Origin of the sequence: Mycobacterium sp. E2497, assembly GCF_001668695.1 — a bacterium.
Taxonomy (GTDB): Bacteria; Actinomycetota; Actinomycetes; order Mycobacteriales; family Mycobacteriaceae; genus Mycobacterium.
This window is the reverse complement of sequence record NZ_LZKD01000019.1, coordinates 42,326-56,644: the sequence shown is the minus strand read 5'-3', so window position 1 is coordinate 56,644 and position 14,319 is coordinate 42,326. Positions and strand designations below refer to the sequence as shown.

General features: G+C 65.7%; 13 protein-coding genes and 4 tRNA genes. 10 read left to right on the top strand and 7 right to left on the bottom strand.

Annotation, left to right across the window (positions count from 1 at the left end):
* The first annotated feature begins 10 nt into the window (after nucleotides 1–10).
* Nucleotides 11–907, top strand: coding sequence for a class I SAM-dependent methyltransferase (locus A5713_RS01480; protein WP_068091783.1), 897 nt, complete (start codon nucleotides 11–13; stop codon nucleotides 905–907).
* Nucleotides 908–941: 34 nt separating this feature from the next.
* Here A5713_RS01480 and A5713_RS01475 read toward each other — a convergent pair.
* Nucleotides 942–1,014 (bottom strand) — tRNA-Lys (locus A5713_RS01475).
* A 124-nt stretch (nucleotides 1,015–1,138) separates the two neighbouring features.
* Between A5713_RS01475 and A5713_RS01470 the strand changes: the two genes are divergently transcribed.
* The 3 genes from A5713_RS01470 to A5713_RS01460 all read left to right on the top strand — a co-directional run bounded on the left by A5713_RS01470 (nucleotide 1,139) and on the right by A5713_RS01460 (nucleotide 1,417).
* Nucleotides 1,139–1,211: transfer RNA gene (locus tag A5713_RS01470), tRNA-Glu, on the top strand.
* Nucleotides 1,212–1,240: 29 nt separating this feature from the next.
* Nucleotides 1,241–1,314, top strand: a tRNA-Asp gene (locus A5713_RS01465).
* Between the two features lie 29 nt (nucleotides 1,315–1,343).
* Nucleotides 1,344–1,417 (top strand) — tRNA-Phe (locus A5713_RS01460).
* A 205-nt stretch (nucleotides 1,418–1,622) separates the two neighbouring features.
* On the opposite strand, the gene A5713_RS01455 is transcribed toward A5713_RS01460, so the two are convergent.
* The 6 genes from A5713_RS01455 to A5713_RS01430 form a co-directional block, all read right to left on the bottom strand.
* Nucleotides 1,623–2,171: a TetR/AcrR family transcriptional regulator gene (locus tag A5713_RS01455; RefSeq protein ID WP_158243990.1), complete on the bottom strand. Its 549-nt coding sequence runs from the start codon at nucleotides 2,169–2,171 to the stop codon at nucleotides 1,623–1,625.
* A 140-nt stretch (nucleotides 2,172–2,311) separates the two neighbouring features.
* Nucleotides 2,312–5,209, bottom strand: a complete 2,898-nt coding sequence (locus tag A5713_RS01450) for an RND family transporter (protein ID WP_068091778.1) — start codon at nucleotides 5,207–5,209, stop codon at nucleotides 2,312–2,314.
* Nucleotides 5,206–5,640 (bottom strand): MmpS family transport accessory protein, encoded by a 435-nt coding sequence (locus A5713_RS01445; protein ID WP_068091775.1) that lies wholly within the window; start codon nucleotides 5,638–5,640, stop codon nucleotides 5,206–5,208. Before A5713_RS01445 ends, A5713_RS01450 begins: the two co-directional genes overlap by 4 nt.
* Nucleotides 5,641–6,130: 490 nt before the next feature.
* Entirely contained in the window at nucleotides 6,131–6,784 is a 654-nt protein-coding gene (locus A5713_RS01440; RefSeq protein ID WP_068091773.1) for a TetR/AcrR family transcriptional regulator, read from the bottom strand.
* 9 nt (nucleotides 6,785–6,793) lie between these two features.
* Nucleotides 6,794–7,210, bottom strand: coding sequence for a hypothetical protein (locus A5713_RS01435; protein WP_068091770.1), 417 nt, complete (start codon nucleotides 7,208–7,210; stop codon nucleotides 6,794–6,796).
* Nucleotides 7,211–7,288: 78 nt separating this feature from the next.
* Nucleotides 7,289–8,998 (bottom strand): CocE/NonD family hydrolase, encoded by a 1,710-nt coding sequence (locus A5713_RS01430; protein ID WP_068091762.1) that lies wholly within the window; start codon nucleotides 8,996–8,998, stop codon nucleotides 7,289–7,291.
* 61 nt (nucleotides 8,999–9,059) lie between these two features.
* Between A5713_RS01430 and A5713_RS01425 the strand changes: the two genes are divergently transcribed.
* The 6 genes from A5713_RS01425 to A5713_RS01400 all read left to right on the top strand — a co-directional run bounded on the left by A5713_RS01425 (nucleotide 9,060) and on the right by A5713_RS01400 (nucleotide 14,316).
* Nucleotides 9,060–9,659 carry a TetR family transcriptional regulator gene (locus tag A5713_RS01425; RefSeq protein ID WP_102419542.1) on the top strand — a complete coding sequence of 200 codons (600 nt, stop codon included), beginning with the start codon at nucleotides 9,060–9,062 and terminating at the stop codon, nucleotides 9,657–9,659.
* A 42-nt stretch (nucleotides 9,660–9,701) separates the two neighbouring features.
* Nucleotides 9,702–10,403 carry a M15 family metallopeptidase gene (locus A5713_RS01420; RefSeq protein ID WP_068091759.1) on the top strand — a complete coding sequence of 234 codons (702 nt, stop codon included), beginning with the start codon at nucleotides 9,702–9,704 and terminating at the stop codon, nucleotides 10,401–10,403.
* A 55-nt stretch (nucleotides 10,404–10,458) separates the two neighbouring features.
* Entirely contained in the window at nucleotides 10,459–11,271 is an 813-nt protein-coding gene (locus tag A5713_RS01415) for a methyltransferase domain-containing protein (protein ID WP_068091756.1), read from the top strand.
* Nucleotides 11,272–11,366: 95 nt separating this feature from the next.
* Nucleotides 11,367–12,944 carry a methylmalonyl-CoA mutase family protein gene (locus tag A5713_RS01410; RefSeq protein WP_068091753.1) on the top strand — a complete coding sequence of 526 codons (1,578 nt, stop codon included), beginning with the start codon at nucleotides 11,367–11,369 and terminating at the stop codon, nucleotides 12,942–12,944.
* The gene (locus tag A5713_RS01405; RefSeq protein ID WP_068091750.1) at nucleotides 12,944–13,375 is read left to right on the top strand and encodes a cobalamin-dependent protein; all 432 of its coding nucleotides are present in this window, start codon (nucleotides 12,944–12,946) and stop codon (nucleotides 13,373–13,375) included. Before A5713_RS01410 ends, A5713_RS01405 begins: the two co-directional genes overlap by 1 nt.
* Nucleotides 13,360–14,316, top strand: a complete 957-nt coding sequence (locus A5713_RS01400) for an LLM class F420-dependent oxidoreductase (protein ID WP_068091749.1) — start codon at nucleotides 13,360–13,362, stop codon at nucleotides 14,314–14,316. Before A5713_RS01405 ends, A5713_RS01400 begins: the two co-directional genes overlap by 16 nt.
* Nucleotides 14,317–14,319: the final 3 nt, after the last annotated feature.

The window sequence follows — 14,319 nt, the reverse complement described above, 5'->3', positions numbered from 1 at the left end:
GGAGAGCACCATGGCGCGCACCGATCGCGATCGCTGGGATCTGGGGACCAGCGTGGGGGCGACGGCGACCATGGTCGCCGCCCAGCGGGCCCTGTCGTCGGACGCGAAGTTGATCGACGACCCGTACGCGGCCCCGCTGGTGCGCGCCGTCGGAATCGACGTCTACGTCCGGCTGGTCAACGGCGACATCCCCGCCGGCAGGGCTTCCGAGTTCGACCCGCACCGGATGGCGCGAGGGATGGCCTGCCGCACAAGGTTTTACGATGACTTCTTCCTGGAAGCGACGCGCAATGGCATCTCGCAGGCCGTGATCCTCGCGTCGGGGCTGGACGCGCGCGCCTACCGCCTGCCGTGGCCGGCGGGCACCGTCGTCTACGAGGTGGACATGCCGGAGGTGATCGAGTTCAAGACCCTGACCCTCGAGGATCTGGGCGCCGAGCCGACCGCCGAGCGGCGCGCCGTCGCCATCGACCTGCGCGACGACTGGGCCGCGGCGCTCCGTAAGGCCGGCTTCGATCCGCGGGCGCCCTCGGTGTGGAGCGCCGAGGGACTGTTGGTGTACCTGCCGGAGGAGGCCCAGGACGCGCTGTTCGACAACATCACCACGCTGAGCGCCCCGGGCAGCCGGCTGGCCTTCGACTTCGTGCCGGACACCGCCGTCTTCGCCGACCCGCGGTGGCGGGCGCACCACGACCGGATGAGCGAGCTCGGGTTCGAGGTCGACTTCAACGACCTCGTCTACCACGGCGAGCGCAGCCACATCGTCGACCACCTCAGCCAGCGGGGCTGGCGAACGTCGTCGCAAACCGTCGCGGAACTGCATGCCGCCAACGGCTTCGCCTACGCCGACGACGAGGTGGCCCAGGCATTCGCCGATGTGACCTACAGCAGCGCGGTGCTCGGGTGATGAGCGCCGCTCTGCCGAGGCCAACACGCGTCGGTGCCCCCACTAGGACTCGAACCTAGGACCTGCGGATTAAAAGTCCGTAGCTCTACCAACTGAGCTATAGGGGCTGCGGACATTCAGGATACTTGGGCCCAAAGCGCGGCTCGTTTGAGGATTGGGCCCGCGGTGACCTAAGCTGACGTGGCTCCTAACGAAACCTCGTTGCGAGTACCCCGGAGTGATTCGGTTCTGGCCCCCATCGTCTAGTGGCCTAGGACGCCGCCCTTTCACGGCGGTAGCACGGGTTCGAATCCCGTTGGGGGTACGCGACGCGGTGACGCGGAGCAGCAGCAAGGCCCTGTGGCGCAGTTGGTTAGCGCGCCGCCCTGTCACGGCGGAGGTCGCGGGTTCGAGTCCCGTCAGGGTCGCCGATTCGGCGAGGCACTTCATGCCTTCCGGCCAGGTAGCTCAGTCGGTACGAGCGTCCGCCTGAAAAGCGGAAGGTCGGCGGTTCGATCCCGCCCCTGGCCACCGTGAAAGAACGCACGGCGCGGCGGACGGCGCCCTATGTCTCGCCGCAACCCGGGATCTGGTCAGACTCGCGGGGGCCAGGGTCGAGCTCGGCAGCGCGACGATTGACCGTCACTGGATGCTCGTGCCCATTTCGTGCCCTCGCGAGGGGTGGCCGCCGCGACAGGGGAGTCGTTCGTCGCCGGCACGCCTCTCGGCTGAGTGGCTACCGGCTTGCGCAGGGGTTCACCGCCGCCGTTGGCTGGTCGCCGGGGCGACCGAGCATGGTGTCGATGATCTGCTCGATCTCGAAGGGCGTGGGAACGGTTCGCACCAGCAGCGCGTGCTGGAGGATCAGAGCCGGTCCCGTTTGTACGGCGAGGGCCGTTACCGAAGCGGGGTCAACCTCACCGGAACAGATGCCGGCAAGGATGATGTTCTCGAGGACGGCCGTACTGCGTGCCAGGACCGAATCGACGTATAGGGACCGTATTTCGGCGTCGTGGAAGAGACCTACGATGACGATCGATTCCGGGTAAGGCGTGTTGCCGACGAGAACCTCGGCCAACGAGCTCAGGGTCGCAAACAAATTCTGCCGCGACGACCCCAAGCGCTGGCCGGTTGGCATCAACGGAACCAGCGACTTCAAAGCGGCCAGTATCAAGTCTCGTTTTCCGGGCCACCGGCGATACAGTGAGGCCTTGCCGCAGCCTGCCCGAGCGGCGACCTTCTCCATGGTGAATCGGTGGTAGCCCGCCGTTTTCAGTTCGGTCAATGTCGCGTCGTACACGGCTCGTTCGAGTTCGCTCGCCCGACGGCGACTTGTCACCGCCGGTCGTCCGGTCGTCACTTACGGCTCGGATTGGCTGAATCGGACCGCTTCGCGCGTGATTCGCGAGCCTGACGCGTGCGCAATCATGCCCTTTGCGCCACGGGCTCTTTGCGCAGCGGTTGCGGCCATGGTTGGGGACGAGGCCGCGGGCGGACGCGGGCTGGCCACCAGAACCAGCGGCCCAATAGCGCTGCGAGGGAGGGCGTCATCAACGAGCGCACGACCAGGGTGTCGAAGAGCAGGCCCAGACCGATTGTGGTTCCGACTTGGCCGATCACGATCAGTTTGCTCACCGCCATCGACATCATGGTGAAGGCGAACACCAGGCCGGCGGAGGTGACCACCGAACCGGTGCCGACCATAGCGCGAATGATGCCGCTGTTCAGACCGGCGTGGATCTCCTCTTTCATCCGCGAAACGAGCAACAGGTTGTAGTCCGATCCCACCGCCAGCAAGATGATGACCGACATCGGCAGCACCATCCAGTGCAGCGGAATCCCGATGATGTGTTGCCAGAGCAGTACTGAGAGTCCGAAGGAGGCGGACAGGCTGAGCACCACGGTTCCCACGATGACTGCCGCGGCCGCCACGGCCCGCGTGAGTACCACCATGATGACAAAGATCAAGATGAGTGCGGCGACCGCGACGATCAGTAGGTCATAGTCAGCGCCTTGCTGCATGTCGGTGTACATGGCCGCGCTGCCGCCGAGATAGATCCTCGATCCCTCCAGCGGCGTTCCCTTGATGGCATCTGCGGCTGCGATTTTCAGCGGCCCGGTGCGCGAGGTTCCTTCCTCTGTCAACGGGTCGCCTTGATGAATGATGGTGAAACGTACAGCATGGCCGTCCGGTGACATGAACAACTTGATGCCCCGTTTGAAGTCCGCGTTGTCGAAGGCTTCCGGCGGCAGGTAGAACGAGTCGTCGTTCCTGGCAGCGTCGAACGCTTGGCCCATCGCAGTGGCGTTGTCCTGCAAGGCCATCGTCTGGTCTTGTTGTGCCTTCTGCGCCTGATACTGGTTAAGCATCATTTGCTTCTGGTTTCTCATCGATTCGATCATCGGCGGCATCAGGGCGACCATTTGGGGCATCACCGCGTCGAGGCGCTCGATGTCGGGCACCAGATCGTCGAGGTCGTCACTCATGGTGCTGATGCCGTCGAGGGCGTCGAACACCGAACGCAATGCCCAGCAGGCCGGGATATCGAAGCAATGCCTTTCCCAGTAGAAGTAGCTGCGTATAGGTCGGAAGAAGTCGTCGAAATCGGCCATGTGGTCGCGCAACTCCTGCACATCCGCACTGGTCTTCCTCATTTTGGTGGCCATGCTGTGGGTGATCTGGGCCATTTGCTGGGTGATGCTGAGCATCTGCTCCATCGAGTCGATGTTGACCTGCATGTCGTCGGCCTGTTTGAGGGTGTTCTTCAAAACGGTCTGTTGGTAGTCGTTGTTCATCACCTGGCCGGTGCTGTTCATGCTGATGTTGTACGGGATCGACGTATGCTGGATCGGCTTGCCGTCCGGGCGCGTTATGGTCAGCACTTGGGCGATGCCATGAACGCGGACAAGCGCTTTGGCGATTTTGTCGATCACCAGGAAGTCGGCGGGGTTGCGCAGATCGTGATTGGATTCGACCATCAAAAGATCAGGATTCATCTTGGCCTGGGAGAAATGGCGATCGGCGGCGGCATAACCCACGTTGGCCGATACGTCAGCGGGCAGATATATGCGGTCGTCGTAGGTGGTGCGGTAGCCGGGTAGCGTCAAAACGCCGACCAGGGACAACAGGATCGCACAGACCAAGATCGCGCCCGGCCACCGCACGGTCGCCGTACCGATGCGGCGCCATCCCCGCGACCGGCTCGAACGTTTCGGCTCCAGCACCTGCCTGAAGCGACTGGTCACCGCGATCAGCGCCGGACCAAGCGTCAAGGCCGCGGCGACCACAATCGCCATACCGATAGACAAGGGGATCCCCATCGTCTGGAAGTAGGGCAGCCGCGTGAAGCGCAGGCAGAAACTCGCGCCGGCGATGGTCAATCCGGAAGCCAGCACGACGTGCGCCGTGCCGTGAAACATGGTGTAGTAGGCGGCTTCTCGATCTTGGCCGGCCTTACGCGCCTCCTGGTATCGCCCAATCAGGAAGATGGCATAGTCGGTGGCCGCGGCGATCGCCAGTGTCACGACCAGATTGGTCGCGAACGTCGTGAGGCCGAAAACCCCGAAATAGCCCAGAAAAGCCACCAGTCCCCGGGCACCGGACAATTCCAGGACCACCATCGCAAGCACGATGCACACCGTGATGAACGATCGATACACCAGCAGCAGCATCCCGATGATGACGGCGAAGGTGAGCAGCTCGATGACCTCCATGCTCTTATCGCCCGTCGCGTTTTGATCTGCGCTCGTCGCTGCCGGGCCGGTCACATAGGCCTTGACCCCCGTAGGCGCAGGCACGCTGGCGATGACATGGCGGACGGCGTCCACAGATTCGTTGGCGAGCGCTTCTCCTTGGTCGCCGCTGATGTAGACCTGGACGTAGGCGGCCTTGCCGTCGACACTTTGCGCACCCGCAGCCGTCAGCGAATCACCCCAGAAATCCTGCACGTGCTGGATGTGCTTGGTGTCGCCCCGCAACTCACGCACCACGCGGTCGTAATACTGGTGCGCGTCGGCGCCCAACGGTTTGTCCCCTTCGAACACGATCATCACCGAACTGCTGGTGTCGTATTCGTGGAACACCTTTCCCACCCGCTTGGTGGCGATCAACGACGGCGCATCGTTGGGAGTCATCGACACCGCACGCATCTTCCCGACCGTTTCCAGTTGCGGAACAACGGTATTGAGGATCACCACGATGGCAATCCAGGCAAGGATGATCGGCACCGCCAGGGCGCGGATCATGCGCGGTATACGGGGGTGGGCCGCGTGACGGGCCGCCGGTATGGGCTGGGTCCGGACCTCGTCCGTAGCCGCGGTCACGCCGACTTCACCAAGCAGAACGTTTCGGCATTGAAACCAGTGACCGATCTTTCGTCCTTGACCTCGCGATCGACGGTGATCCGGCAGGCGATCGACTGACCGTCGCCCTGCGCGAGGAGGTTCGGTGTGGCGGCCGGTGCAGTCGTGCGCAACGTCAACGACCACGGCAGCAATACGTCGGGGGCCCGCTGAGGCTTCCCGTCAAGGTCGAGATAGTTGATCACGGCGGTGGCCGCAGAGCCGAACACCTCATACGTCACGACCTTGGGGGTGAAGCGTTCCGCGGTGTCGGAGCCGTTGGGCGCCACCAGGACGGCATTGGAACCAAAGACTGCGCGCAGATTCATCACAGCGACACCGCCGATCGCAACTGCCACCACGATGAGAAGTGGAAGCCACACGCGCCGCACGAGTCCGAAGATCGCCGTCATCGTGACGCCCAGCGGTCAACGAATGAAGCAGCGTCCGCCCCATGCGTCCCGCCCCGCGCCGAGGACTCAATACCGCGGGGGCGCAGAGGGTTTGCGCACGATTCGTCAGCGTGGGGATAGGCGCACACGTGCGGACCTCTCATTGGCGGGCGGTCACCTCCGGCGACGGCCGATGACGGCGTTGCGGTTCTTTCGACAACCTAACCAGATAAGTGGACAAAGTCAATCCACTTATTCTGCGACGGTCGTCATACCAAGGGTCGCCTGTGAATTGATGCGCAGCTCGTCGCCCAAGATGCGCAGCCGCGATCACAAATGGATAATCCGGGCGTTGTTGAACTACCGCGTCAGGGTTCTAGGCGGCGGCCGATCAGCGCTGCTACGCAACCGCGGATAGGTGGCGATCGATCACCAAATCCGTTGTTGACGAGGGCATACGGTCTTCACGTGGCCATCGTCTCCGAAGGGGTATCAGCCCTTCCCGTCACGATCACTCAGACGCTGGATGCATCGCCGCGTCGAGCTGCTCGTCGTCGAGCGCACCAATCGCCAACGGCTGCTGTCCCCTGCGCCGGCGCATGCCCTCGAGGAGCATGGACACATATCGTCGCCACAGCTCCGGCTCAACATGGGCGGCAAACTCGCCGACCGTCCCCGCCATCAGGCCGAGGAACGGCATGTCGGTGGGTGAGACGTCCGCACGCAGATAGCCGTCGTCCTTGGCCCGTTCAACGAGCTTCGAGACCACGGGGGCCATCCGCAATCGCGAGGCCTCCACCCGGTCTCCGCCGTAGGTCTTGCTGAACACGGCTTCCCGCAGCCCCCGGTCGGTCACGGTAAGTTCACACATCTGCTCAACGAACCACACAAATCCGTGCCAGGAGTTCTTGTCTCGCAGTGCCGACTCCGCAAGCGCGGTGAGCTGGTCGATGCCGTCTTCGAAGATTGCCTCGACCAGGTCTTCTTTCGTCGGAAAACGCCGGTAGACAGTACCTACGCCCACGCCTGCGTGGTGTGCAACTTCGTTGAGGGTCGCCTCAAGTCCCCTGGACGCGAAGAGATCTCGGGCAGCCTCGACCACCCGCTGGCGATTGCGCTGAGCATCCTTGCGCAGCGGGCGGCACGGCCAACCATCCACTGACACGTCACCAGTCTAATCTCCCGGTCCGTCGATCGAATCGGGGTCCGGCCAGCGATAAGGCGCCGCGGTTTGCGCGCCACCGGTGACGGCAGGTGGTTCCATGCGCATTCGCCAGCTAATACACGGCTCGCTCGATCGCCGGTACGATGTCGGTGGTTGCGATGGACCCGCCGCGAACTGGCCCAGCGCCCCGTAGACGACGCCCGTCATGATGCGGTGCCGCCGGCGATGTGTCGCCGAGTTGCGATGAGGGTTTACCCGCCAGAAGAACGATGTTGCTGTCCGAACCTCGAGGGTTCCGCGCGAAACCAGCTGCGCGGTAATCACCTTGCGTTGGATCTCGTTGGTCCCCTCACCGACGATCATCAGTGGCGCATCGCGGAAGTCCCTCGCGAATTGAAGGTTGGTGTAGCAGAGCTGGTGTGCCACTACGAACCATGCGCGGGCTCACCGACCTGCACATCGAATTCACTCCGGCGGACTGACGATCCTTCTTCGCGCCGACGGCTAGCCGAGTACCGGCAGCAATAGCCGCGACGACGAGCGCACCGCGTTCAGGCTCGAGGTGCCGACGCTGGCATGCCGGAAGTTCATGATCGCCGGCGTCGACGGGTCATGGTCGTCACTGGTGAGCGTCAGGCGAATGCGGTGGCCCGCCCGGAACCGGCGAGCATTGGGAACCAGCGGGATTCGGTATTCGACGTCCTCTCCCAGCGGTACCGCTTGCGGGTGGCGGCAGGGCAGCACCGGCGCGCCGGGGCGGCTGGCCGCTTCGTCGACCTCGCGCAGGCTGGCGCGCAACCAGCCCGCGGTCACGGCGGTCGTCTCCCCGTCGGGTGCCACGTCGTGCAGCATCGCCATCCAGGCGGTGTCGATCGCCGTCGCCGAGGCCACCAGCCGCAGCTCGATGTCCCCGACCACATCGACGTCCTGGTCCAGCGGCGCGCTGGTCCACACCAACAGCGACGGCGGGTCGATCTCGCTGGCTTTGATGCGGCCCAAGCCGGAGCCCAGCACCATGAATTCGCGACCGCCGGGCTCGCCCTCGTCGGCCCCCAACGTGCCGTCGGCGCGCAGGGCCAGCTCGCAATGCGGGGTCGTTGACGGCGGCCAGGAGTCGGCGGTTCGCCACTCGTCGGCGCCTGGCAGGAAGTAGCGGATCGGCGGCCCTTCGGTGATTCCAGTGTCGCGGCCCTTGAGCCAATGGTCGTACCAGGCCAGTGCCTCGGTGTGCATGCTCTCCCATGGCCAGGTCAGCCCGAACTCGCCAAGCATGCCCATCCGCACATGTGCGTTGTGCGACAGCCCGTTCCAGGTGGTGAACGTCGAGGGCAGGTGCAAAGGCACGTTCTGCCAATCACACCCCAGGTAGACCGGGATGTCGATTTTGTCGAGTAGCGGCAACAGGTTTCGCTCCTCCCACCACTCGTCGCGCGTCGGGTGCTTGACCGCCGCCTGATGCCACAGCTCGTCCCACGGGTGGGGATCGTGCGGCAGTCTGAGCAGCTGGCGCAGCATGGTGACTGCCGCCTCGCCGTTCATGGTCTCGAATTTCTTGTGCACGCCCGGACTGTTCAGTACGCGTCGCGCCAAACCGATCGGCTTGCTGCGCCACAGTTTGTCGCTGCGCTCGGAGGTCAGGCCCATCATCGCGAGAAACGGGGTGATGAATGACGAACTCAGTAGTCCTTGGTGGTTGGCGCCCTCGTACAGGTCGCTGGTCACGGCAAGGGGAAAGATCGCTTTGAGGTGAGGCGGCCGCTCGACGGCCGCCTCGAGCTGGGTCATCGCGAAGTAGCTGATGCCGATCATGCCGACGTTTCCGTCGCACCACGGCTGGGTCGCGACCCACTCGACGAGGTCGTGTACATCGCGGCGCTCCTGCGCGTCGAAGAAGTCGAAACAGCCCTCGGAGCCGCAGGTGCCGCGTAGGTTCGCGATCACGTGCACGTAGCCGCGCGGCACCCAGAAGTCCGTCCTGCCGGCCTCGATGAACCCCGCGGGTGCGCCCAGGTCCTGCATCTGCCGCGGATACGGCGAGGCGGCCAGCAACGCGGGGAAGCGGCCCTCGGCGTCGGGCCGGTGAACATCGGCCAAAAGCGTTGCGCCGTCGCGCATCCTGATTGCAGTGTTGATGTCGGTGCGTGACGCGTACTGCGCCTCGCTGAGGTTGCGGTATTGCCGGCCCGTCGTCTGGGGGCCATTGAGCGTGGTCACAGTTTCACGCTACGTTGAGATTAGTCTCAACGCAACATGAGACTTCCGGTATGGTGAGACGGTGGCGAAGCCACCGATCACCCCGGGTCCGCGCGACGAGCGCGGCGTGCTGGCGGCGCGCATCCTGGCCGCCGCCCGCGACGAATTCGCCGAGTGCGGCTGGGACGGCACGGCCATGCGCGCGGTCGCCCGGACCGCGGACGTCGACCCGGCCCTCATCTATCACTACTTCGGCTCCAAGGAGGGCCTGCTCGACGCGGCCACCACGCCGCCACAGAAGTGGCTCGACGCGGTGGCGGCGACCTGGGCGACACCCAAGGCCGACTTGGGCCGGCAATTGATCCGGACCGTGCTGGACTCCTGGGCCGATGAGGAGGTGGGTCCGGTCCTGCGGGCGATCGTGCTGACCGCCGCCCATGAAGACAAGACCCGAGCGAAACTGAGGCTGATTGTGGAGCGTGGCCTCATCGGCGGTTCCAGCCTAGGGGCCAACGAGGAGGAACGACTGCGGCGCAGCGGTCTGATCGCCACCCAGCTGATCGGCTTCGCGTTGTTGCGCTACGTCTGGAAGATCGAGCCGATCGCTTCGATGCCCGACGACGAGGTGGTGGCGGCGATGGCCCCGAACCTGCAGCGCTATGTCGAGGGCGACATTGGCTAGCAGATAACGCAAGTCGGCGCGGCCAACCGCGACAATGGCCGGATGCGTGTTTTGCGCCGGGTCCTTACGCCTGTGGCCGTCGCGGGTCTGGTCGCGGCCTGCGGGGCCGGGAGCGCCCAGGCCGGTCCCGATGTCCCGCCGGTGAGCGATGCGGCGCGTGCGGCCGGGTTCGTCGACGTCCGCAGCGTCGTCCCCGACGCCGTCATCGATCTGCGCTACGCGACGACCAACAACTTCACGCGCACGCAGCTGTACCCGTCCGACGCCCGCTGCCTCGTGCATCAATCGATGGCTGCGGGGCTGGCCGCGGCGGCGACCGCGCTGCGTCCGCAGGGGCACCTCCTGGTGTTCTGGGACTGCTACCGGCCGCACGATGTGCAGGTCAAGATGTTCAACGTCGTCCCGAACCCGGCGTGGGTCGCGCGCCCCGGCCAGTATGCGCACAGCCACGAATCGGGACGCTCGGTGGACGTGACGTTCACAACGACGCAGCAGCCGTGCGCGTCCGGCCAGCATGCCGACGGCCTCTGCCTGGCCGACATGGGGACCGACTTCGACGACTTCTCCCCGCGCGCAACCGCTTTCGCAACCCAGGGCGTCAGCGCCGACGCGCAGGCCAATCGTGCGGCGCTACGGAACGCGATGAAGTACGGCGGCCTGGCCCCGTACTCCGGGGAGTGGTGGCATTTCGACGGCCCCGGCGCCGCGGTCGACCGGCCGATCCTCGACGTGCCGGTCGATTAATCTCATATAACGAGACAATAGTTTCAAGATATGAGCGAGTCGGTAGGCTTCGGGCATGACCGACGAACGCGGGCCCACCTACACCCACGGACACCACGAGTCGGTGCTCCGGAGTCACCGGCGACGCACCGCGGAGGATTCCGCGGCATACCTGTTGCCCCACCTGAAGTCCGGCACATCGCTCCTTGACATCGGTTGCGGACCCGGGACGATCACCGCCGACCTCGCCGCCCGCGTCGCACCGGGACCGGTAACCGCCGTCGACCGGTCGGCCGACGTGCTCGGCGTGGCCCGCGCGGAGGCCGAGCAGCGTGGCCTTTCGAACGTCTCGTTCGCCACCGCCGACGTGCATCGGCTCGACTTTCCCGACGGCGCATTCGATGTCGTGCACGCGCACCAGGTGCTCCAGCACGTCGCCGACCCGGTGGGCGCGCTGCGCGAGATGAGGCGGGTGTGCGCACCGGGCGGCGTGGTGGCGGCCCGGGACGCCGACTATGCCGGCTTCATCTGGTTCCCGCAGTTGTCGGCGCTGGATCTGTGGCGCGACCTCTACCGGCGGGCCGCTCGCGCCAACCGCGGCGAACCCGATGCGGGACGGCGGTTGCTGTCCTGGGCCCAGCAGGCGGGTTTCACCGACGTCACCCCCACGGGCAGCGTGTGGTGCTACGCGACGCCGGAGGCCCGCCAATGGTGGGGCGGCATGTGGTCCGACCGAATCCTGCACTCGCGGATCGCGCGCGACCTGCTGGATTCGGGGCTGGCGACGGCCGCCCAACTCGAGGAGATCTCCGCGGCGTGGCGCGCCTGGGCGGCCGCGCCGGACGGCTGGATCGCCATCCCACACGGCGAAATCGTCTGCCGGGCCTAGGCGATCGGGGCCGATCGGGGCTGGCGCACTCGTGTTTTGCCTGGTCAGCCATGCGGTATTGGCATTCTCTTTTTTTGCAAGTACGTTATTCAACGATGGATAACGAGGCCCAGACACCATCCGGCATTCCGCTTGCGCCGGTCTATGGCCCCGGGGATATCGCGGCGCCGCCGCCACCACCCGGGGAGTTCCCCTTCACCCGAGGTAACTTCGCGTCCGGCTACCGCGGCAAGCTGTGGACGTTTCGCCAGTATTCGGGCTTCGGCACCGCCGAGGAGTCCAACCGTCGTTACCGCTACCTGCTCGAGCAGGGCGGGACCGGGCTGTCGGTGGCGCTCGACCTACCGACTCAGTGCGGCTACGACTCCGATGACCCCGAGTTCGGCGAAGAGGTCGGCCGGGTCGGCGTCGCGGTCGACACCCTGGCCGACTTCGAGATCCTGTTCGACGGCATCCCGTTGGACAAGCTCAGCACGAGCATGACGATCAACGGGACGGCGGCGATCCTGCTGGCGTTCTACGTTGCCGCCGCCGAGAAGAAGGGGATACCGCGGGCGAAGCTGACCGGCACCATCCAGAACGACATCCTCAAGGAGTACGCGTCGCGCGGCACGTGGATCTGGCCGCCGGAGCCCTCGCTGCGGTTGATCGCCGACACCATCGAGTTCTGCGCGGCCGAGGTTCCGCGGTTCAACGCGATCTCGGTGGCGGGCGCCCATTTTCGCGACGCCGGGGCCAACGCGGTACAGGAGATGGCATTCACCCTGGCCGACGGGGTGACCTACTGCGACACCGTGGTGGAACGCGGCCGAATGACCATCGACCAGTTCGCGCCGCAGATCTCGTTCTTCTTCTACACCCACGGCGATTTCTTCGAGGAGATCGCCAAGTACCGTGCGGGGCGGCGCCGTTGGGCGACGATCGTGCGCGAGCGCTATGGGGCGACGACGGACAAGGCATCGATGTTCCGCTTCGGTTGTGTCTGCGGGGGTGCGTCGCTGTACGCGCCGCAGGCGCACAACAACGTCGTTCGGGTGGCCTACGAGGCGATGGCGGCGGTGTTGGGCGGTGTGCAGTCGATGTTCACCGCGGCCTGGGACGAGCCGTTCGCCCTGCCGACCGAGGAATCGACCACGCTGGCGCTGCGCACCCAACAGATCCTGGCGTACGAGACCGGCGTCGCCGGCGTCGCCGACCCGCTGGGCGGCTCCTACTTCGTCGAGGCCCTCACCGACGCCACCGAGGCCCGCATCATCGAGATCATGGATGACCTGGACCGGCACGGCGGCATGGTGCACGCGATCGAGGACGGCTACCTGCAGGGCCTGATCGCCGACGAGGCGTACCGGGTGCACCAGGACATCGAGGCCGGCGCCCGGCCCGTCGTCGGGGTCAACCGGTTCGTGACCGACGAACCGGAGCCGGATGTCGTGACCTACGAACTGGACGCCGAAGGACGCGATCTCCAGCTCAAGCGACTCTCCAAGGTGAAGTCCGAAAGGGATTCGGCAGCAGTCGAATCCAGTCTTGCGGCGCTCTCGCGTGCTGCCAAAGGAGACGACAATCTGATGCACAAGCTGATCGACTGCGCCAACGCGTACTGCACGGTCGGCGAAATGGTCGCCGCGCTCAAGGCGGTGTGGGGCGAGTTCCAGCAACCGGTGGTGTTCTAGTGGCCGCCCGGATTCTCGTCGCCAAGCCCGGCCTGGACGGGCACGACCGAGGCGCCAAGATCGTCGCCCGCACGCTGCGCGATGCCGGATTCGAGGTAATCTACACCGGCATCCGGCAGCGCATCGAGGACATCGCGTCGATCGCGGTCCAGGAGGACGTGGCGGTCGTCGGCCTGAGCATCCTGTCCGGTGCCCACCTGGCGCTGACCGCTCGCACCATCGAAGCGTTGCGGGCCGCCGACGCCGCGGACATCGCCGTCGTGGTGGGCGGAACCATCCCGCACGCCGACGTGCCCAAGCTGCTGTCCGCCGGCGCCGCCGCGGTATTCCCCACCGGAACACCGCTGGACGACTTGGTGTGCGAAATCCGTGCGCTCACCAGCGCCCCCGAACCCGTTGCAGAAAAAGAGGAACAGTGCGCGTCGGAGTGATGGTCGGCGCCGAGCGCGGCGATATGGCCCGCAAGGTGAACAAGCTGGCCGCCGATATCGAATGGGCCGAATCCGCGGGCCTGGATACCGCATGGATGCCGCAGGTGCCCGACGACTTCGACTGCCTAACGATGGTGTCGCTGATGGCCGCGCACAGCTCACGCATCGAGCTGGGCACCGCGGTGGTGCCGCTGCAGGCCCAGCATCCCATCGCCCTTGCCCGCCAAGCCCTTTCGACGCACGCGGTGTCCGCAGGCCGGCTGGCGCTGGGGGTAGGGCCGTCGCACCACTGGATCATCCGGGACATGCTCGGCCTCCCGTATGACAAGCCGGCCGCGTACACCCGCGACTACCTGCAGGTGCTCAACGCGGCCATCGCCGGCCCGGGACCGGTTGACGTCGAGAACGATTCGTTCACGGTGCACAACCCGTTGGCGATCGGGGCCGACACCCCGATGCCGGTGCTGGTCGCCGCGCTGGGGCCGGTGATGTTGCAGATCGCCGGCGAATTCGCCGACGGCACAGTGTTGTGGATGGCCGACGAGCGCGCGATCGGTGACCACATCGCGCCGAAGATCACCAAGGCCGCCGCAGATGCCGGACGGCCCGCACCGCGGATCGTCGCGGGTATCCCGGTATGCCTGTGCGCACCGGCGCAAGTCGTCGAGGCCAAGGAGCGGGCCAACCGCATCCTGGGCGAGGCTGAGGTGTCACCCAACTACCAGCGCCTGCTCGAACGCGGCGATGCCCGCGACGTCGGCGATCTCTGTGCGGCCGGCGACTCGGAGGCCATCCTGGCCCGGATGCGCCGGTTCGCCGATGCCGGCGTGACGGATCTGTCGGTGCGGCTGCTGCCGATCGGTGACAATCGCGACGAGCTGGTCGCCTCCAAACGTCGCACCCGCGAGATGATCGCCTCGCTCGCAACGGAATTGCGGTGACGT

Coding starts and splice junctions, on each gene's coding strand:
- A5713_RS01480 (WP_068091783.1), top strand. CDS start 11: ATGGCGCGCACCGATCGCGATCGCTGGGATCTGGGGACCAGCGTGGGG.
- A5713_RS01445 (WP_068091775.1), bottom strand. CDS start 5,640: ATGACGGCGATCTTCGGACTCGTGCGGCGCGTGTGGCTTCCACTTCTC.
- A5713_RS01420 (WP_068091759.1), top strand. CDS start 9,702: ATGCGTGTTTTGCGCCGGGTCCTTACGCCTGTGGCCGTCGCGGGTCTG.
- A5713_RS01415 (WP_068091756.1), top strand. CDS start 10,459: ATGACCGACGAACGCGGGCCCACCTACACCCACGGACACCACGAGTCG.
- A5713_RS01410 (WP_068091753.1), top strand. CDS start 11,367: ATGGATAACGAGGCCCAGACACCATCCGGCATTCCGCTTGCGCCGGTC.